Here is a 20,135-nt window from a genome sequence, read left to right on the forward strand (position 1 = left end):
CGCGACAGACCTCGGTGGCCGTTTGCTCTGGAGTCAAATTTTGTGCCGCGGCATCGACAGGAGCCTGGAAGCACTCATTGAGATGAATCTCGGTCTTGTGTTGGCAACCTTCAAAATAAACCCGCCACTCATCGAACTCATCGATAGCGTCCGCAGGATCGTCAGTCTGCCAATCAACACGCTCCGGGTTCTCCAACATCCACTTTACACGCTGATAATATGCGTAAAGCTCGCCATCGGGATCGAGAAAAGGCTCCGCAGCATGTTCGGAGTCTTGAATGCAGGCGAGTCCGGAACCATCGATCGGCATCTTGCACCATCGCTGGTGGCCGATCTCATAGGGCTGGCTCACAAACTTCAGCACCTCTCCGTAAAATGCGTCCTTGAAGTCGCCGTTGGCCACCGCAGCGTCCACCCCATCAAAAATATCCTGGATATAGCCAATCCAGGTCGAAAGGACATCAGGTGGCGATGCCCAGGCCACAGAGGTGATGCCCGGTGCGTCAGTGAGGCCCCAGAGATAGGTGTGCCAGGCAAGGTCATCAAAGCTTGCGTTAACACGAGCCAGAGTGGCTTCCAGTGACTGGTCCAGGCTGGTCACGCCCATTCCCAATTCAGCGCCCATCATCTGCGAGAGATATTCGCGCTTTGGCGGATCGAGCCCGGTAATATCAGCCACGAAGGCCACCACGCCGCCCAGTTGCTCGCTTTTTACAAAATGGGTACCGCAGCGTTCTACAAACTCATCCAGGTTATCAGGGTGCGCAGGATTTACCGGATCGCAGATGGACTTCTCATCCCAGGGATCTTTCGGATCATTTGGATCTGCGGTCCAGTAGGGCTGGGCGCTGCGATCGACGGTGCGAATTACACCGACGATTACCGCGGCAGAGAAGTCTTCATCTTCCCCCTGAAGTTTAAACAGCTGCTCTCGGATCTCATCGACCACCGTCTGGTGCGCGTCGAGACGATGATTAAACAGACCATTCAAGCGGGCTTCAATTTCGGAGGCGCTGGAGGCGATGGTGCCCGTCGTCTCCGTTCCTTTATTCGCATCGATGGTGAGCCCTCGGTGGGGCAGGCAGAGCATCTTGCCCTGGCCACTGAACGCATCGACGGAGGGGATGATCCCGTAGCCCACTGCGTCGTAAGGTGGGTCTGGATGAAGCGCGTTTTGCGACTGAGCCACCGTTGCGGGCTCGCCGCCGTCGCTCGGCTCTATGCAGGCGTTCAACACCACCGCTGAAGCTGCCAATGTGAGGAAGGAAGGAAGGAAGGAAGGAAGGAAGGAAGGAAGGACGCTTCCCTGCATACCTGAAGGTCATGACATCTCCATCAACCACATCATCATTGTTGCCCAAGGGCAAAAGCCCTTGCACATGCTCGCCCAATGCGAATTATTGCGTTTGCGCGAACAGTATCACACGAACGTGTCACTCACAAAGCGTTGCCTTAATAAACCTACCTCTTGCGAATGAAGGTCGCGCATCACGTTCCCGGCCCGCGAAGGCCGACCGCGCCCCGTGCACCCTTCTGGACCTTCGACACACGCCCCTTTCCTCCGCTGAAAAAATCAAGCCCCCCGCCCCCGCGGTTGACGCGCACGGGCTCTTCTTCTAGGGTTCGCCCTCTTAAGCGCGGGGCGCGCTTGCGCGCGCCGCACCAGACCGCCAACCCCTTGATAACGCTCCTCTTTTCACCGCGAGACATCGACCCATTGAGGTGCCGCGGGATGTGGAAGTAGATATGACGAGCACGCTCAATCCGACGCAGGCCGACCCGAACGCGCATAATGGCGAGGTCAATACGATGCCCAACGTGGGGCAGCGCCCCGGCAAGCGGGTGTTTATTGAGACCTACGGCTGCCAGATGAACCTGGCCGACAGCGAACTGATGGGCGGGGTGCTCAGCACCCGGGGGTATACCGCGGCGCCCAACCACGATGAGGCCGATGTGATCCTCATCAACACCTGCGCGGTGCGCGAGCGGGCCGAGGAGCGCGTCTTCGGACGTCTTTCTCATCTTCTGCGCTACAAGAATGAGCGCCCCGAGGTGATCCTGGGTGTGACCGGATGCATGGCCGAGCGCCTGCGCGAGGTCATCACCGAGCGCGCGCCCTATGTGGATCTGGTCATCGGCCCCGACGCCTACCGCCGCCTTCCGGAGCTTTTGGAGCAATGCCAGGAGGTCGACGCCGACCCGGTGATCGATGTGAAGCTCGACCGCGCCGAGACCTACACCGGGCTGACCCCGGAGCGCCGCCCGGGCATCAGTGGCTGGGTCACCGTGCAGCGCGGCTGCGACAAATTCTGCACCTTCTGCATCGTGCCCTTCGTACGCGGTCGTGAGCGTGGCGTCTCCCCCGAGGAGATTCTGACGCAATGCCGCGATATGGCCGCCCGCGGCTACAAAGAGGTCACGCTGCTGGGGCAGACGGTCAACTCGTACAAGCACGAAGACACCGACTTTGCCGACCTGCTCGAAGAGGTCGTGAAGGTCGAGGGCATTGAGCGCGTGCGCTTCACCTCGCCATACCCCACCGACTTTACGCCCAAGCTCATCGCGACGATGGCCAAGCACGATAAGATCTGCAACTACCTGCACCTGCCGCTGCAATCGGGCTCAGATCGCACGCTCGAAGAGATGAAGCGCCTCTACACCAGCGCGGAATTCTTCAAGCTCGTCGACGATATCCGCGCGGCCATTCCCGACATCGCCATGTCGACCGACATCATCGTGGGCTTCCCCGGTGAGACCGACGAAGATTACGAAGAGACGGTAGCCGCGCTGGAGCGCATCCGCTTCGACTTCGCCTACCTCTTCAAGTACTCCGAGCGCGACGGGACCTACGCCTCACGCAAGCTCCCGGACACGCTCGATGAGAAGACCAAAGGTCGCCGCCTGGCCGCGCTCATTGAGCGTCAGGAGGCCATCAGCGCCGAGATCTTCCAGAATCGCATCGGCACGACCGTGCGGGTGATGGTCGAGGGCGAGAGCCGCCGGGATGCGGCGGACCTCTGCGGGCGAAGCGATGATTTTAAGATGACGGTCTTCCCCAAACCCGAAGGTCGCGAATTGAAGCCCGGCGACTTTGTGAACGTGCGCATCACCGATGCCACCAGCCACACCCTCCTTGGCGAGATCGTCGAGGGATAAATCGGGTCGGCGCGAATAAACCCTTTTTTCGGGTGTTTCTTGCACCCGCTTACCCCGGCCCACCTCCACGCACGAGGTGGGTCTTTCACTCAGCGGCATTTTGAAGCCGCCTCGCTGCGAGAAGAAACGGAGAACCTTTACGATGTCCCAGAATTTCATCTTCACCTCGGAGTCCGTTTCCGAGGGGCACCCCGACAAAATCGCCGATCAGATCTCCGACAGCGTTCTCGACGCCATCCTGGCGCAGGACCCCAAGAGCCGCGTGGCCTGTGAGACGGTGGTCAACACCGGTCTTGTGCTGCTCGTCGGTGAGATCTCGACCCGGGCGACGGTCGACTATACGAAGATCGCGCGCAACACCATCGAGCGCATCGGCTACAAAGAGGCCCGTTACGGCTTCGATCATAAGAGCTGCTCGGTGATGGTGGCGCTTGATGAGCAGAGCCCGGATATCGCCCAGGGCGTCGACGCCGAGCATGGCGTGGTCAGTGAGCAGGGCGCCGGCGATCAGGGCATCATGTTTGGCTATGCCTGCGATGAGACCGACCAGCTCATGCCGATGCCGATCATGTACTCCCACCAGCTCGTCGAGCATCTGGCGCACGTGCGCAAGTTCGGTGGCATGGATTGCTTCGGCCCGGACTCCAAGAGCCAGGTCTCGGTGCGTTACGAAGAAGGCCGCCCGGTGGCGATTGACGCGGTCGTCGTGTCGACGCAGCACACCGAGGACATGACCATCGAGCAGGTCCGTGAAGCCGTCATGGAGACGGTCATCAAAAAAGTTCTCCCGGCGCATCTTCTCAGCCCGGAGACGAAGTTCCACATCAACCCCACCGGCAAGTTCGTGATCGGTGGCCCGGTGGGCGACGCCGGCCTGACCGGTCGCAAGATCATCGTCGACACCTACGGGGGCATGGGCCGCCACGGCGGCGGCGCGTTCAGCGGCAAAGATCCCAGCAAGGTGGACCGCTCGGCGGCCTACATGGCGCGCTACGTGGCCAAGAACCTCGTGGCTGCAGGCTTCGCCGAGCGCCTTGAGGTGCAGCTCTCCTACGCCATCGGCGTGGCCGAGCCGGTGAGCATCATGGTCAACACCTTCGGCACCGGCAAAATCGACGAAGAGAAGATCGAAGCGCTCATCCCGCAGTTCTTCGACCTGAAGCCGGCCGGCATCATTGAGAGCCTCGATCTGCTCAAGCCGGTCTACAGCGAGACGGCCGCCTACGGGCACTTCGGCCGCCCCCAGTTCACCTGGGAGCGCACCGACAAGGCCGAAGCGTTGCGTAACGCGCTCTAAGCCAAACTGCCTTAAGCATCAAAGGTGTGGCTGGCCACTCAGGCCAGCCACACCTGGCGCCCTTCCACCTCAACGCGGCGCATGGGCAGCTCGAATGCCTCGCTCACATCCTCATCGTTGAGCACGTCATCGGGCCGGCCCCACCCCAGCGCGCGTCCCGGTGCCAGCAGCAACACGCGGTCGAAGTAGCGATGCACGAGGTTTAAGTCGTGCAGCACCGCCACCGCCGCGCCCCCCCCCTCCACATGCTGACGCATCACCTCCAGAAGCCCGAGCTGATGACGAAGGTCGAGGTTTGCCGTGGGCTCATCAAGAAGCCAGAGCGGCGCATCGGCGACGAGCGCACGCGCCATCACCACACGCTGGCGCTCCCCACCGCTGAGCGAAGAGACGGGGCGATTCGCAAGCTCCTCGACCTCCAGACGCGCGAGCGCCTTAAGTGCGCGCTGCCGGTCTTCGGACGAGGGCAGGCTGAAGCGCGGGCGGCTGGCGTGCAGCCCCATCAACACAAGCTCCAGCGCGCTGAATTCAAAGACCGGCGATGAACTCTGGGGGACGACGGCCACCTCCCGGGCGACCTCGCGACGCGTATACTCCGAGAGCCGGCGCGCATGCAGCCACACCTGCCCCTGCTCGGCGGTGCGAACCCCGGCGAGTATTCGCATCAGCGTTGTTTTGCCGACCCCGTTGGGGCCGACGACCGCCCAGGCAACACCGGCCTCCACGCTCAAACTCACCCGCTCAAAAAGCGTGCGTTTCCCCACGCTTGCGCCCACATCATCGAGTCGCAGCAATGCCGGAAGTTCGCGTTTTTGCTGGCTCATCCCCACCCCGCATCGCGACGCAACGCCCGCCATAAGAAGTACAGAAACATCGGCGCGCCGATCATCGAGGTGAGCACGCCCACCGGCAGCGTTGTGCCCAGAACGCCAAAAAGACTGCGCGCGCTGACGTCGGCCAGCGTCAAAAAGGCCGCCCCGGCCAGCGCCGAGGTCGGCAGGAGCACCCGATGATCCGGCCCCACCACAAGGCGCATCGCATGCGGGACGACCAGCCCCACAAAGCCAATGATCCCCGAGAAGGCCACGCCCACCGCCACCGCGAAGCTGGCAAGCAGCAGGCAGACGCGCTGCACCTTCGCCACCTCCACCCCGAGGTAGGCGGCCTCTTCTTCGCCGATCGCCATCGCATTGAGGTCGCGGGCGTAGGCAAAGAGCGCGGTCAGACTCAGGCCGATCGCAGCGCTCACGCCCAGCATCACAGGCCAGGCGGTGCCCTCCACGCTGAGTGCACCCATCAGGTAAAAGAGGATCTCCTGGGCCTTCTGGGCGGAGACGACGCTCTGCAAGAACATGATCATCGAGGCGGCAAAGGCGTTAACGATCACCCCGGTTAAAAGAAGCACGTAGGTGGCGCCGCGCCCGGAGGGCGCCTGGCGCGCCACGGCAAAGATAGCCGCGAGCGCAGCGAGCGCGCCGCCGAAGGCGGCAAGGGGCGTGCTGACGGCAAGCACCCCCACACTGAAACTTCCAAGCGTTAAGAGCAGCGTACCTCCCAGCGCCGCGCCTCCCGAGACGCCCAGGATGTAGGGGTCGGCCAGGGGATTTCGCAGCACCGCCTGAAAGACCGCACCTCCGGCGGCCAGCGCCGCACCCACCACGCCGGCGAAGACCACCCGGGGCAGACGCGCGCTCCACAAGATCGCCTGCTCGGTCGCGCTGAGTTCCCCGGTCCACCAGCGCGCCACAAGATCAAAACCTCCCAGCGCGGAGCTCCCCGAGCTCAGCCCCAACATCGCACTCAGCCCCCAGAGCCCCAGCGTAAGCGCCGCGCTCAGCGCGATCTTCGTCGGGGTCAGCACAGCGCGGGTCATGGTGCGGCCTGCCCCGCATCCCCACCACGCGCGGCCTCTCCCAGAAGCTTCAACGCCTGCGGCACGCGCGGCCCCGGGCGCATCATCACGGCATCGGGAAGATGCACCACCTGATCGGCGGCGACCGCCGGCAGACTCTCAAAGGTCTTCCAGAAGCCCAGCACCTCGTCGCTGCTGACGTTGAGCGAGACATCGATGATCAGCTCGGGCTCGGCCTCAAGCACCGCCTCCATATCGAGCACGGGGTAGGCCGTGGCGGCCGTGGCCACGGCGTTCTCAAGGCCGGCCAGCTCCAGGAGCTCAGCACCAAACGAGCCCGGTCCGGCAACGACCACCGGCTCCCGGTCGTAGGCCAGCAGCGCCCGCTGCGCAGTGTCGCTCTGCGTCTTGCGCAGCTGCTCGGCAACCTCCGCGATCCCCAGCTCGGTGCGCGTGCGAAGATCACGTCCGGCCCCACCCTCGCCGATCCAGGCACCGAGCATGTCCATGGTGTGCAGCGCCGATTCCAGATCATCGCCGCGCGCAAAGGCATAGGCCACCCCGGCCTCCTGAAGCTGATCGGCAACCCTGTGGTCGGCGCCGGCCTGCACGCCCACCACAAGATCGGGGCGCGCGGCCAGGATGGCCTCCAGATCGGGATCGAGCATTCCGCCGATCTTTGGCACGGCGCGCGCCTCTTCGGGGAAGTCGCAGTAGCGGGTCACACCCACCACCCGCTCGCCAGCGCCCAGCGCAAAAAGCACCTCGGTGGTGGAGGGGGCCAGCGACACGATGCGTACCGGCCGCTCGGGCAGATTCGCGCTGAGCACCGCATCCTCGCGCACCACACGCTCGCCAGGCCCCTCCCGGCCAGGCGACGACGGGGCCGGCCCGGCCTCAGACTGCGACGCAGACTGCGCCTCACGCTCGGGCGAAGGCTCAGACCCGCGATCGCAGCCCCCGCCCAACATCGCCAAAAGTACAAGCGCCATCACGGCGCGACATCCCCAACTCAAACTTAGCGGCTGGTCATATTGCAAAGGCTTCACCTGGTGTTACACTACCGAGAAGCGACGGCCTCCCACAGACAGCTCAAGGATCGGCAGCCATGGCGGGACGTGACCTGCTCAGTCAGTCAGAAATCGACGCGATGCTCAACAACCTGGAGCGTCAGATCGATCGTTTGCGCGTGCTCTACGAACGTTATTTTAACGGCGTGGACCGTCGTCCGCCCGGCCATCAGCGCCAGGAGGTGGTGCGCTTGAGCTTTGAGCTCGAGCACACCTTCATCAATAACACAGCCCAGAAGTTCCGTCTGCGAGCCTTAGTCCAGCGCTTTCAAACCTTCAAGACCTATTGGGATCGCACTCTGCGCCAGATCGAGGAAGGCACCTACAAACGCGATCGCAACAAGGCCGAGCGCCGTCAGGAGCGCCGTAAGGCCAGGGAGGCCCGCGAGGACGACGGGGCCTACAGCATCGACCTGGACAATGACTTTATCGAAGGCCTCAACGAGGTCGATCTCGACGCGCTCTTAGGTGATGCCATCTCGGCGGTGGAGGCCTCCGAGCCGGCTGCGATTGCACCGACCCAGACCTCCGCTGCCTCCAGCGCTTCGACGCGCGATGAGGCTGAGCGCGAGCGCATCCGCCGCGAAAAACTTGCCGAGATTCAGCGCCAGCTCGGGCTTATGGGCGATGAGCCGGCCCCCGCACACTCGGCGCCGACGTCCCCGGCGGCTCGCTCCGCGCCCGCTGCTCAGACGTCGCCAACGACCGCTCCCTCACCGCACGCCGAACGCCCCCCGAGCGATCCTCGTAGCCAGAAACTCGCCGCGATGCGCCGCAAACTCGCGCAGCGCAACGCTGAGGATGAAGGCGCCCAGGCCTCTTCGGCCGACACCGAAGGCGGCGTGCGCGGCGCCAGCCCCGAGAAGCTCGCCAGGATGAAAGCGATGCGCGAAAAGCTCGCCAGCCGTTCCATCCAGCGCCCCTCCTCCGGGCCGATACATCGCCAGAACGCCTCGCCAGCGCCCCCCTCCGCCGGCACCCGTACCACCGGCAGCCACCGCGTGGTGCGTCGCCCGTCAAGCTCCGAGGATGATAGCGCTCGCCAGGTTTACGAGCGCCTCATTGAAGCCAAGCGCCGCTGCAACGAACCCACCGATAAGTTGAGCTACGACGCGGTCAAGCGCTCCATGGACCGCCAGCGCGAAGAACTCCAGCGCAGCCGCGGCGCGCGCAATGTCGACTTCCAGGTCGTCATCAAAGGCGGCAAAGCCTACCTCAAACCCGACACCAAAGACTGAACCCCGGGGTCGGGCTTGCCGCGCGTCAGTGGCGAGCCTCCATCGACGTCTCGCGCTGGCGAGCCTGGCGGAAGAGCCGGGTTTCTAGCTCCTCGACGAGGCGCTCGGTGCTGGCCGGCTCCAGGGCGGAGACGGCGATCGCGTTGTACGCCCTCGCCACCGAAGCGGCTTCCCCCTCCTCCAGAAGATCGCTCTTGTTGAAGACGAGTAACTGCTCCTTATCGCCCAGATCGATCTCGGTGAGGATACGGTTGACGGCCTCCATCTTATCGTCAAAACGCTCGTCGGAGACGTCGATCAGGTGCACCAGGATGTCGGCCTCGTCGAGCTCCTCCAGCGTGGCCTTAAACGCGGCGACCAGGTCGGCGGGAAGATCGTGAATGAAGCCGACGGTGTCGGTGAAGATGATCTCACGCTCATCCGGGAATCGCAGCTTTCGGGTGGTAGGCTGCAGGGTGGCGAAGAGCTTGTCTTCGCTGAGCACCTCGGAGTTGGTCAGGGCATTGAGTAGCGTGGATTTGCCGGCGTTGGTGTAGCCGACGATGCTCACCGTAGGCAGCTGATTGCGCATGCGTCGTGCGCGACGCACCTCGCGCTGCTTGCTCAACTTCTCGATGTCTTTCTCCAGCGAACGGATGCGATCGCGGGCACGGCGACGGTTGATTTCCAGCTTCGTCTCTCCGGGGCCACGCCCGCCGATCCCACCGGTAAGACGGCTCATGCCCGTGTTGCGGCTGTGCAGACGGGGCAGGTTGTACTTGAGCTGGGCCAGCTCCACCTGGACCTTACCGTCGCTGGAGGTAGCGCGCTGGGCGAAGATGTCCAGGATGAGCTGGGTGCGGTCGATGACCTTGATGTCGGTCTCATCGGTGATGCCGCGAAGCTGGGTGGGACTTAAGTCCTGGGCGAAGATAATCAGGTCGACGTCGAGCTGCAGCGCGCGCAGCGTGAGCTCTTCGATCTTACCTTTGCCCAGGGCGTATTTGGGATGCATGCCGCTGCGGCGCTGCACCAGTGTGTCGACCACATCGACGCCGGCGGTACGGCAGAGCTCGAGCATCTCGGCGACTTCGACCTCTTCGGGCCGCCCCTCAGGGGTGGCCACGTAGGCCAGCAGCGCAGGCTGACCGCCGGTCGTCACGACATCGGCCGCCTTACGCTGAAACTCGCCCTCAAGCTCCGTAATGAAGTGGGTAAAGCTCACGCCCACTTCAGCCGGGTTGGGTGCCTTGTAGGTCTCCCAGATGCGCTGCTCGGGGTTCTCCGGCACGAGGTGTGCCCAGGCCACCTGCCCCGGATAACCGCCCGGCCCCACCCCGATGCTCATCACCAGGTCGAGCTGAAGTTTGGAGAGGTCGGTGAGATCCTCACGCGAGAGCTCCACCTCGCGGCCCTTCGTGCCAGGATGGGTTCGGATAAGACGCACGCCACGAAAGCGACTCTGACCGGCACGCTGGCGACCGAGGTCAGGAAGGTAGACGCGATGGCTATCACCGAGCATCACATGCTCAACCTTGCCGGAGCGATCCACCAGCACAGCGACCACCCGATTGAGCTCCTCGGAGATGAAGGTCATCTGCGTGGCGAACTCCTGGCTAATCGCATCCAGAGTGCCAATTTTTCGTCGGTACAACTTCTCCAGCGCGCGCTTCTGACTGGATTTCAGGCCGGTGGTCTCGCCATAGATCTCGCGTGCGATAGGTCACTCTCCTATGAAAACGTGGGCGTATAAACGGTGGGGCAAATATCGCAACGAAAGCGAGCGTTGCGATGCCACACCTGACAAAAAAACGGCCGCCGCCCGGGCTCCATTCCGAAGCAGGCGGCGACCGCGAAGACAGGCCCTTGGCTCAACTCGCCAGGTTCAGGGCGGGCACCCCAGGCGCTCCATCTGCGCCTCGACCGCACCGGGGTTGGAGGGGCCGGTGCGCATGTACTGACGGTAGTGGCGGCAGGCCGCGTCGATATCATTGAGCTGGCCGTAGGCTACCCCAAGAATACGATGGCAGTCCGCGTTACCGCCGCGCACACCCTGGGTGCAGTCGGTGATCGCCCCGCGAGGATCGCCGCTGGCGACCTTACGCGCGGCGTTGGTAAAGAGCGTGCGCGCCTCCTCGGCGCTGAGTGTAGGCTCGGCAGCCTTCTTGCGGCTGGGCGCGCGTGAGCCTCCGCTCGACGATCCGGCACCGCGAGCAGCGGCAGCCTCGGCGCGAGCAGCAACCGCCGCGCGGGCGGCCTCTTCCTGCTCTTCAATACGCGCCAGAAGATCTTTGGCCGGCTGGTGGGTCGAGCGCACCAGGAGCACGCTCTCCGCCAGATCGCGCGCGGCATCATTCTTGCCGTTGTTCAGCTCGCTGCGCGCCTCGGAGACCACCGCATTCAGGATGCCGGCCTGCGTGCCGTCTTCTTCCATCTTCTTGTAGAAGAGCGAGTGCGAGGGAATCGCCGAGGCATGCTCCAGGGCCTCCAGCGCGTCACCGGCATCCAGGCTGTCACGGGCATCCTCAAAAAGACGCTGGAAGGGAAGTTCGTTGCGCGCGCTGCTGAGCATCTCACTGATGCGACGCTGCTGATCGGCGTTGGGCTCCATCAACTCACCGATGGACTCGAGCTTGCCGATGGCCCGCTGGAGTTGGCCGGCGTCAATATCTCCCTTCGCGCTATCGATGGCCGCATCAATACGATCATCGCCTGCAGCGACCTCAAGGTCGGCGATCTCCCGGGCGGCCTCGGCCTGCACCTGCGAATCAGCCTCGGCGACCGCTTCACCGCCGGTGCTCTCCTTATCGCCTCCCAGCGCAAAGATCGCTCCGATGGCCAGCAACGCCGCCACCAGCAGACCTCCGCCAAAGACCAGCGCCTTATTCGGCCCGCCACTGCTCTGGGCAGCAGCGAAGTCGGGTGCCGCGGCCTCAGGTGCCGGGGGCGTGAACACATAGTTCTCGCCAGGCTCCACAAAGCGGAACTTCACATGGCCCAACTCCACCACGTCGCCGCGCTTGAGGTGGGTGGCACGGTAGCTCTCGCCACTTACCTTGACGCCATTCTTGCTGTTGAGATCGACGATCTTGTAGGTGGCGTTCTTCTCGCGCACGATCTTGGCGTGCTTCTGCGAGATGGAGCGGTGGTCAATGATGAAGTGGCAGTCTTCGCCGCGGCCGATCACCGTCTCGTTCTGCGTCAGCGAGAACTCCTGGCCGGCGAAGTTGCTGGAGATCACCACCAGCTTGGCCGGCAAAGCCGGCATCATCGAGGTGACCTCACGCTCGGTCTGCTCCAGGTCGGAGAGACGCGTCACGGTGGTTACCTCGTGAGCCCCGGGTCCGTTGCCCGGCGCTCGCGCCTTGGGCTTGGGAAGAGGCTTGGCCTTCTTCTCGCCCTGAAGGGTGAGCCGATAGTCGCCGATGAGCACGACATCACCCACCGCCAGTTCCTCGCGCCCCTTGATATTTTTGCCGTTGCGCTTGACCCCGTAGCGTGCGGAGACATCTTCGACAAAGATCGTATCGTCCTGACGCAAAATACGCGCGTGGTTACGCGAGACGTTGCGCTCGGTCAGGCGGATGGTGTTGCCTTCGGCCCGCCCCACAGTAATTTCATCCCGGATGAGCGAGACGACGGTTTTGCCGCCTTCGTCATCCTCGATCAGGAGCTTGTGCATTCACGCTTCCTCGAAGCAGGTCGTCGCTCGACAGTTGGGCAGGCAGGATACCGCGACGCCATCGCGACGCAACCCCAATTGAGCGGCCGCACACCACAAGGTGGCAGCAGTAGTATCAGGCGACGTTGAGACTCCACTTGAACATTCCAGTCTCATGGTTAGCACAGCCCCCTCACATGTTCAATTTAGGGCGCGCTCACCACGCGCTCTTATCCACACCGGGCGCGTCGCTCCCGCCAGCCTTCCACCAGGTTGTAAATCACCGGAATGACCACCAGTGAGATGGCTGCCGAGACGAAGAGGCCGCCGATGACGGCACGTGCCAGCGGCGCCTGGGTGTCGCCGCCCTCCCCGAGGCCCAGCGCCACCGGAATGAGCGCGAGCACCGTCGTGGCCGTCGTCATCAGAATCGGGCGAAGGCGACGACGGGCGCTCAGCGCCACCGCTTCGGCCACGCCCATGCCCTGCTCGCGTCGCATCAGGTTGACGTAGTCCACCAGCACAATGGCGTTGTTAACCACGATCCCCGTCAGCACGATGCACCCCATAAAGGACTGCAGGTTAAAGGTCGTGCCGGTGGCCAGCAGCATCAGCACAACCCCGATACCCGCCAGAGGAATGGAGAACATGATGTAGAGAGGCTGCAAAAAGCTCTCAAACTGCGCGGCCATCACCATGTAGACAAGCACCACCGCCAGAAGAATCCCCACCATCAGTCCGGCGAAGGTATCTTCCTGCTCCTCGGTCTCCCCCTGAACCAGCACGCTGAAATCATCGGGGATCTCCATCTCATGAATGCGCGCACGCAGATCGGCGGTGATGGCGCCCAGGTCGCGCTCACCGCTGAGGTAAGCGCGCACATTGACGACACGTCCCTGGTTTTCGCGCTCAATGGTGAGCGGGCCCTCGACCTCTTCGACGCTGACAATATCGCCCAGCAGCGCGGTGCCCACCCCCGGGATGACGATCGGTGCGTCGAGCAGCGCCTCCACGCCCAGACGCTCCTCGCGAGGCAGGCGCACAATCACGTCGAACTCATCGCCGTCGGTGCGAAGCACCGAGGCGCGCGTGCCCTGGATGTAGGTTTGCACCTGACGCGCCACATTGGAGGGTTGCACCCCCATCGCACCGAGTTTTTCGCGATCGGGCACCAGCCGAACTTCCTTGCCCCCCGGCTTGCGGCTGACATTGGCGCCGTTGATGCCATCGACCGAGGTCATGACCCCGGCAACTTCGGCGGCGAGCGTGTCAGCCGTTTCCAGATCGTAGCCGCGCACCTGCACTTCCAGGCGCTCTCCCCCACCCTGGAGCACGCGCAGAATCCACAGACCACCGCCGGCACGAACGCGCACATCGCCGCCCGGAATCATTCCTTTGAGCTCCCGGCTTAGCGCGGTGGCGATCGCGTTGCTGGAGCGCTGACGCTGGTCCGGCTTGACCAGCATAATATCGATCGCGCCACTTTCCCCTCCGGCGGTCGAATAGAAGCCCGGGGTGCCGACGATCGTCTCCATCAGCTCCATCTCCGGGACAAGCTCCGGGATGCGCGCCTCAATCTGCTGAATCGCCCGCTCGGTGACCTCAATACGGGTGCCAACCGGAAGATCAAGCGACACGCTGACCTCGCTCATATCATCTTCAGGCAAGAGCTCGGTGCCCACCAGGGGCGTGAGCATCATGACACCCGCAAAGATCGCGATCACCGTGGCCAGCGTGGTCTTCGGGTGCGCCAGACACCAGTCCGCCAGGTTACCGTAGGTCTGCTCCAGGGCGTCGAGGAAACGTCCGATCGTTCCCTTCTCCGCCCCCTCCATCGACTCACCGCGCTTCAGAAAACGCGAGGCGAGCATCGGGATCAGGGTCATCGCCACAGCCAGCGAACAGATCAGGGCGAAGCTGACCACGAAGGCCATCTGCCCGAAGAAGATCGAGGCAAAACCCGTCAAAAAGACCACGGGCACAAAGACGACCAGCGTGGTGATGGTCGAGGCCACAATCGCCGTGGCCACCTCGCGCGAGCCCTCCACTGCGGCGTACTCCGGCTCATCGCCTCCTTCGAGACGCCGGAAGATGTTCTCCAGAATCACAATGGCGTTATCGACCAGAAGCCCCACCCCCAGCGCCACGCCCCCGAAGCTGATGAGGTTGAGGGTAATGTCGAAGTAGTACATCAACGTGAAGATCCCGATGATCGAGATCGGGATACCCACGGCGATGATCAGCGTGGAACGAATACTGCGCAAAAAGAAGAGCAACACCAGCACGGCCAGCGCCGCGCCGACCAGTACGGAGTCCTGCACGTTGGCGATCGACTCCTCGATGTACTCGGAGGTGTCGGTGGTCACGGTGAAGTAGGCGCGGCCGTCATAATCACGGTTGATACGCGCAATCTCGGCTCGCACTCGCTCGGCAACCTCCACCGTGTTGGTACCCGACTGGTTGGTTACGGAGAGGCGCAGCGAAGGCGCACCATTGATACGCACCACGTTGGAGGGGTCTTCAAAGGTGTCGAGCACCTGTGCCACGTCACGCAGGTAGATCGGGACGCTTGCCCCCTGGACGTCGGAGCGGCTGCCCACAATCAAGGTCTGCAGTTCTTCGGGCTCACCGGCCTCACCGAGCACGCGCACGAGCAGCGACTGGTCAAAGCGCTCGATGTTTCCGGCCGGGAGGTTGCGGTTTTCGGCGCGCAGCGCGTCGACCACCGAGGAGGGAGAGAGCCCGAAGGCGCGCAGCCGCTCGGTATCGAGCACCACCTGAATCTGGCGTTTGAGCCCGCCGCGGACATCGACCGAGGCCACCCCTTCGACCCGCTCCAGGCGAGGGGCGAGTTGCAGCTCGGCGAGCTGTCGAAGCTGAGGCTCGGTAAGCTCCCCGCTGAGCGCGAGCTGCATGATCGGGAAACTTCCCAGGTTGAACTTAAAGATCACCGGATCGTCGGCGTCTTCGGGAAGACCGGCTTTCACGCGCTCAATGGTCGCACGCACATCGTTGAGGGCAGTGTCCAGGTTGGTGCCCCAGACAAAGCGCAATGCCACCCGGCTGCGCCCCTCCGCCGAGAAGCTCTCAATGGAGTCGATGCCCTCCACCGTGCCGATCGCCTCTTCGATGGGACGGGTGATCAGCGTCTCGATCTCCTCGGGGCCGGCGCCCTCGTAGGAGGTCATCACCGAGATCGAGGGGAAGTCGATCTCGGGCAGAAGATCGACCTGCAGGCGCGTAAACGAAACCGCTCCCAGAATCATCAACCCGAGAAAGACCATGGTCGTCATCACCGGACGACCGACTGCAAATTTTGGGAGGTTCATCGTTGCTTCCTGGCTTCCAACGTCGTGGGGCAAAGCCCCCGGCAGCGCGCGATCGTTTTGGACTTACCCTTTAGCGCCGGTGTCATCACCGGCGTTGGTGTTGATGTCGCGCACCTTGCTGCCGTCCTGGAGTTTTTCATGTCCGCGCAGCACCACGCTCACGCTCTCATCGAGGCCTTCAACCACCTGGGTACGCTGCTCGCCAACAAGACCGAGCACGATCTCCTGACGATGCGCGGTGCCATCGACAACTTTCCAGACGTAGGGCGTGCCGTCGCGCTCCCGCAAGATCGCCTGGCTGCTGACGGTGATGGCGTCCTCGACGCTTCCGAGCTGCATGCTGACGCGGGCGTACATACCGGGTCGGATGCGCACGCTCTCATCATCGAGCACCACATCAACACGCAGGCTGCGCGTGGCCGGGTCGAGCGCCGGCGCAATGCGGTGAATCTTGCCCTGCAGCGGAGCGCTGCCCAGGGCGCCGACGCGCAGCGTGACCGGCGTCTCCCTTTGGACCCGCGGAGCGTCGCGCTCGGGGATGCGAACACTGACGTAGATATCGCTGTCGTCAATCACCCGGAAGATCGTCTGACCGGGGCTGACGTAAGTGCCGCGATCGACGTAACGCTCCCCGACAAGGCCGTCGAAAGGCGCACGGATCTTGGTGTTCCGAAGATCTTCGCGGGCCGACGCCAGGCGAGCCTGATTCTGAGCGATGGTGGCCTCAGCAACGGCCACACGTTGCTCCGAGGCACTGATCTGGCTGCGCAGCTCTTCGATCTCGCGCTCGGTGATCATCTGGCGCGCCAGCAGGGGCTCTTTTCGCCCCAGGTCGCTGCGCAGGTTTCCAAGCTGCACCCGGGACTCCTCCAGGCTCGCGCGCGACATCATCACCGAGGCGTTGAGCTCACGCACACGCTGCTGCGTTGGCGTGGCATCCACCTCGGCCAAGACCTGCCCCTGCTCGACCTTATCACCGATATTGGCCTCAATGGTGATGACGCGCCCGGCAATATCGGAGGAGAGCTCGGCCATCCCGTCGGATTGAAACTCTCCGGCGTAGTCGCCCTGCACCGCAAAAGGTCCGCGCTCAACCTCAACGGTCTCCACCGAGGCGCGAACTTCGCCGCCGCCGGCCATCTTCGGCCCCTTCGGCCCGCCTGACGACTCGGAGGGTTTGCACCCGCCGGCGATCATCATCATCGCCAGCAGCGCTGCGACATATCCTGTGACTCTCAAACCCATCTCTTCGCCTTTCCTGATCGGCCGCGGCGCGTCCTGGCAAGCTCGCGGCAAAGTGCCTTAGCGGGGTGACTATTCAAGTGAAGCGCACGGCGCCTCATTCCGGGAGATCTTCGAGGTAGCGGTAGCGCACCTCGGCCAGACGCGCCTGTAAACGGGCCTGATTCAGGCGCAGCTCTGCGCTGAGAAGTTGCTGGGAGGCGTCGCTGACCTCCAGGCTGGTGGCCAGCCCGGACTCAAAGCGCGCCGAGGTAAATTCGTAGGTTTCCTGCGCGACCTGCACCTGCTCGCTGGCCACATCAATCGCGGCGCGGGCGGTATCCCAGTCGCGGCTGGCGCGACGAAGTTCGGTGCTGGCCTGACGACGATCGCGCTGGAGCGCGAGTTCTTGCTCGGCGATCTGAGCGCTGGCGCGGTCGAGTCGCGCATAGCGCGCGCCGCCGTCGTAGAGCAACCAGCTCGCGCCGATGCCCACCGTCCAGTTGAAGCCGTTGGGGTTGAAGAGGGTTGGCTGGCCCAGCTGAGCGCCGGCGGTCAGTTGCAGGGAGGGCACAAGCCCCCACCAGGTAGCCCGACGCGCAAGCTCGGCGGCCTCAATGCTGTAGCGCCGCGAGACAAAATCCTCGCGCTCCCGACTCACCTCCGAGTCGGTTGCCCCTTGAGCCGCCGACGCGCCGCCCTCGATCACGTCCGGATCAAAGTCGACGCGAAGCTCCCCGTCGGGCTCCCGGCCCAGCAGGTAGGCCAGCGCGTCGGCGGCGTTTCCGAGGTTTTGTCGGGCTTCAAGCAGGGTCTGCTCCGCTTCGAGTACCTGCTGGCGGGCGCGACTGACATCGACCGCCACCGCAAGCCCGGCAGCAACCAGCGCCTCGGAGCGTTCCAGATACGCCTGACGAAGTTCGACGGCGGACTCGGCGATGTCCACATCGCGCTGAGCGGCCGCCAGAGTATAGAAACTCTCCTCTGCCTCCAGCCGCAGCAAGGTCTGCTGCCAGGCGCTCTGCGCCCGGGTGGCATCCAACTGGCGGTCGGCCTGACGGTAGGTGAAGTACTGCGGCGCATTAAAAAGGCTCATGGAGGCGTTGGCGTTGACGCCCCATTCTACCGCCTCGCGCACCGTGGTGCCCTGAACCGCAACCTCACCGCCTCCCTGGTAGGTCACATTGGCCGAGGAGTTCAGCTGCGGCAGCAGCGACCCCAAGGCCTCTCGCCGGCTCGCCCGACTTTGCTCGATCTGCAACTCGGTGATGGCCCAGCTCTCGTTCTGCGACTCCAGCTCTCGCAGCACCTCATCCAGACTCATTCCCTGCGCGCTGACCGAGGTCTCGGTCCTGAGTTCTTCGCCCCCGGCCCTCTCCTGCGCCACAGCCTGCGAAGGCGTCCACGCGCCTATCAGAAGGGCTGCGCCCAGCGCGCCGCATCCACGCATTCCTGCGCGCCACATCGTACGTCGTACCACCATAAATCCCGGTTCTCTGGAAAAGCCCAATCAGCAAAGAGCGCTGCCTCAACCTCCAGGGGTGAAAATTTATTCACAAGAGTCTTTATCGAGTCGACGACCGTCTTGTAAGCGTCCGCGGGCTCGGGCTAGGCTGCCAGCCGACCCCAAGGCAGCGGCGGCAAACATGCGATCGAAGGTTTTTATGTTCAAGCGAACTTCCCAAAAGATGACACGCCCCCTGCTCGCGGGCCTCATCGCCGCGACCACCCTCGCGACGCTGGCGCCTCAGGAGGCCCGGGCGGCCGGGTTCTTCTTGCCCACCCGCGGGGTCGCCTCGACGGGGCGAGCTGCCGCGTCGGTGGCACCGCACTCGGCGGACCTGGACGCGCTCTGGTACAACCCGGCCGGGATCACACTTTTGGACGATCGCGCGCTGCTTCTGGATCTGGCGCTGATCGACACGCAGGTGACCTTTAGCCGCGCGCCCCGCCAGATGCCCGACGGCTCCACGCGAACCTACGAGCCGGTGCAAAACCAGGCCCCGCCCCAGGCCATCCCGCAGATTCTTGTGGGTGGTCCCACCGGGCACCCGCGCCTTTTCTGGGCGGCCGGCGCCTACACCCCCTACGCCCCCGGCAACCGCTACCCCGTCGACGGCGCGCAGCGCTACGTGCTCGTCGACAACACCGGCTCGGGCCTGGGTTATGTACACGCGGCGGTGGGTTATAAAGTCAACGACTCGCTCTCGGTGGGCGTCGGCCTACAGAACTTCATGGGGGTCTTCCGGGTCGTCTCCACCGGCTCGGGCTATGCCGGGATGTTCGGCGATCCAGAAGACGAAGATCTGGATATTCTGGCCGAAACTACCGTCTCGAGCTTCTTTGCACCAACGGCGAACCTGGGCGCCACCTGGAAGCCGCATCAAAGCTGGACCGTGGGTGCCTCCCTGCAACTTCCCGCGCGCCTGCGTGATGGCAACGCCACCATCGACACGCGCATGCCCACCCACCCGGCCTACGATAACGCGACGACCACCGGCAATGAGGCCTCCATTGAGGTGCCCTTTCCTCTGCACGCGCGCTTAGGGATCCGCCACGCCACCGCCCGCACGAACGTGGAGCTCGCGGTGGTCTACCAGCGCTGGTCGACGCTCACCGAGGTTGAGGTCAGCCCCAACGAGGTCGAGATCGACGGGGTGCCGGGGGTGGGCGCCATGCCCGTGGCTCCCTTTGTGTTGCCCCAGCAATTTCGCGACAGCATCTCGGTGCACCTGGGCGGAGAGTGGCTTATCAGCGATCGTCTGATCGCCCGCGGCGGCTATGCCTTTGAGCGGGGCGCGGTGCCCGATGCAACCTACAGCGTCTTTGCACTCGACCCCGACAAACACATGCTCAGCCTGGGGGCAGGCTACGATCTCAACGCGCGCCTGCGCCTCGATGTGAGCGCCGCGGCCCTGATCATGCCCACCCGCGTCATCACCGACTCGGAAGTGCGTCAGATCAACCCCTCCGACGAAAACGACGAGATCACCCTGGTCGTCGGAAACGGCACCTACGAGCATTTCGGCTACATTACCGGCCTCAGCGCCCGCTATTTATTTTAATAATTTCAACGACTTACACGCACGAACAACTCACCAAAAAACACACCTGAGAACCGACCCACGGTCGCCTGAGAACTGACCCACGGTCGCATGAGAACACGACCCACGGTCGCATGAGAACTGACCCACGGTCGCCTGAGAACACGACCCACGGTCGCATGAGAACTGACCCACCGCATGAGAACTGACCCACGGTCGCCTGCGAGCCCGACCCACGGTCGCTCTCTGGCGTCAGAAAACACGCCTGCGAGCCCGACCCACGGTCGC

At 63.7% G+C, this 20,135-nt stretch carries 13 protein-coding genes; 4 read left to right on the top strand and 9 right to left on the bottom strand.

Annotated elements, in window-relative coordinates:
- A partial coding sequence (locus EA187_RS19885; protein ID WP_164856436.1) for a hypothetical protein occupies window positions 1-1,312 on the bottom strand: 1,312 nt, incomplete at its 3' end.
- A 434-nt stretch (window positions 1,313-1,746) separates the two neighbouring features.
- Between EA187_RS19885 and miaB the strand changes: the two genes are divergently transcribed.
- Window positions 1,747-3,156: a tRNA (N6-isopentenyl adenosine(37)-C2)-methylthiotransferase MiaB gene (miaB, locus tag EA187_RS19890; RefSeq protein WP_206524438.1), complete on the top strand. Its 1,410-nt coding sequence runs from the start codon at window positions 1,747-1,749 to the stop codon at window positions 3,154-3,156.
- A 142-nt stretch (window positions 3,157-3,298) separates the two neighbouring features.
- Window positions 3,299-4,453: a methionine adenosyltransferase gene (gene metK, locus EA187_RS19895; protein ID WP_127781440.1), complete on the top strand. Its 1,155-nt coding sequence runs from the start codon at window positions 3,299-3,301 to the stop codon at window positions 4,451-4,453.
- 38 nt (window positions 4,454-4,491) lie between these two features.
- Here the strand turns inward: metK and EA187_RS19900 are convergent, their stop codons facing one another.
- The 3 genes from EA187_RS19900 to EA187_RS19910 are packed head-to-tail and all read right to left on the bottom strand — an operon-like array spanning window position 4,492 to window position 7,297.
- Window positions 4,492-5,277: an ABC transporter ATP-binding protein gene (locus EA187_RS19900; RefSeq protein ID WP_164856437.1), complete on the bottom strand. Its 786-nt coding sequence runs from the start codon at window positions 5,275-5,277 to the stop codon at window positions 4,492-4,494.
- Window positions 5,274-6,326, bottom strand: a complete 1,053-nt coding sequence (locus EA187_RS19905; protein ID WP_127781442.1) for a FecCD family ABC transporter permease — start codon at window positions 6,324-6,326, stop codon at window positions 5,274-5,276. The genes EA187_RS19900 and EA187_RS19905 overlap by 4 nt, the downstream gene beginning before the upstream one ends.
- Window positions 6,323-7,297 (bottom strand): ABC transporter substrate-binding protein, encoded by a 975-nt coding sequence (locus EA187_RS19910; RefSeq protein ID WP_115605224.1) that lies wholly within the window; start codon window positions 7,295-7,297, stop codon window positions 6,323-6,325. Before EA187_RS19910 ends, EA187_RS19905 begins: the two co-directional genes overlap by 4 nt.
- 116 nt (window positions 7,298-7,413) lie before the next feature.
- Between EA187_RS19910 and EA187_RS19915 the strand changes: the two genes are divergently transcribed.
- Window positions 7,414-8,613, top strand: a complete 1,200-nt coding sequence (locus tag EA187_RS19915) for an MXAN_5187 C-terminal domain-containing protein (protein WP_115605226.1) — start codon at window positions 7,414-7,416, stop codon at window positions 8,611-8,613.
- Between the two features lie 25 nt (window positions 8,614-8,638).
- Here EA187_RS19915 and hflX read toward each other — a convergent pair whose 3' ends face one another.
- The 5 genes from hflX to EA187_RS19940 form a co-directional block, all read right to left on the bottom strand.
- Window positions 8,639-10,246, bottom strand: a complete 1,608-nt coding sequence (gene hflX / locus EA187_RS19920; RefSeq protein ID WP_127781443.1) for a GTPase HflX — start codon at window positions 10,244-10,246, stop codon at window positions 8,639-8,641.
- Window positions 10,247-10,477: 231 nt separating this feature from the next.
- On the bottom strand, window positions 10,478-12,274 hold the full coding sequence (locus EA187_RS19925) for an FHA domain-containing protein (protein ID WP_115605230.1): 1,797 nt from the start codon (window positions 12,272-12,274) through the stop codon (window positions 10,478-10,480).
- Between the two features lie 209 nt (window positions 12,275-12,483).
- Window positions 12,484-15,582: an efflux RND transporter permease subunit gene (locus EA187_RS19930; protein WP_127781444.1), complete on the bottom strand. Its 3,099-nt coding sequence runs from the start codon at window positions 15,580-15,582 to the stop codon at window positions 12,484-12,486.
- A gap of 63 nt (window positions 15,583-15,645) precedes the next feature.
- Window positions 15,646-16,821, bottom strand: coding sequence for an efflux RND transporter periplasmic adaptor subunit (locus EA187_RS19935; RefSeq protein ID WP_164856438.1), 1,176 nt, complete (start codon window positions 16,819-16,821; stop codon window positions 15,646-15,648).
- Window positions 16,822-16,921: 100 nt separating this feature from the next.
- Complete coding sequence (locus tag EA187_RS19940) at window positions 16,922-18,286, bottom strand: TolC family protein (RefSeq protein ID WP_127781446.1); 1,365 nt, start codon at window positions 18,284-18,286, stop codon at window positions 16,922-16,924.
- A gap of 181 nt (window positions 18,287-18,467) precedes the next feature.
- Between EA187_RS19940 and EA187_RS19945 the strand changes: the two genes are divergently transcribed.
- Window positions 18,468-19,868 (top strand): OmpP1/FadL family transporter, encoded by a 1,401-nt coding sequence (locus EA187_RS19945; RefSeq protein WP_164856439.1) that lies wholly within the window; start codon window positions 18,468-18,470, stop codon window positions 19,866-19,868.
- Window positions 19,869-20,135 lie beyond the last annotated feature (267 nt).

This window comes from Lujinxingia sediminis, from assembly GCF_004005565.1.
GTDB classification, from domain to species: domain Bacteria; phylum Myxococcota_A; class Bradymonadia; order Bradymonadales; family Bradymonadaceae; genus Lujinxingia; species Lujinxingia sediminis.

Coding starts and splice junctions, on each gene's coding strand:
- metK (WP_127781440.1), top strand. CDS start 3,299: ATGTCCCAGAATTTCATCTTCACCTCGGAGTCCGTTTCCGAGGGGCAC.
- EA187_RS19905 (WP_127781442.1), bottom strand. CDS start 6,326: ATGACCCGCGCTGTGCTGACCCCGACGAAGATCGCGCTGAGCGCGGCG.
- EA187_RS19915 (WP_115605226.1), top strand. CDS start 7,414: ATGGCGGGACGTGACCTGCTCAGTCAGTCAGAAATCGACGCGATGCTC.
- EA187_RS19940 (WP_127781446.1), bottom strand. CDS start 18,286: ATGGTGGTACGACGTACGATGTGGCGCGCAGGAATGCGTGGATGCGGC.
- EA187_RS19925 (WP_115605230.1), bottom strand. CDS start 12,274: ATGCACAAGCTCCTGATCGAGGATGACGAAGGCGGCAAAACCGTCGTC.
- miaB (WP_206524438.1), top strand. CDS start 1,747: ATGACGAGCACGCTCAATCCGACGCAGGCCGACCCGAACGCGCATAAT.
- EA187_RS19910 (WP_115605224.1), bottom strand. CDS start 7,297: ATGGCGCTTGTACTTTTGGCGATGTTGGGCGGGGGCTGCGATCGCGGG.
- EA187_RS19945 (WP_164856439.1), top strand. CDS start 18,468: ATGTTCAAGCGAACTTCCCAAAAGATGACACGCCCCCTGCTCGCGGGC.
- EA187_RS19930 (WP_127781444.1), bottom strand. CDS start 15,582: ATGAACCTCCCAAAATTTGCAGTCGGTCGTCCGGTGATGACGACCATG.
- EA187_RS19900 (WP_164856437.1), bottom strand. CDS start 5,277: ATGAGCCAGCAAAAACGCGAACTTCCGGCATTGCTGCGACTCGATGAT.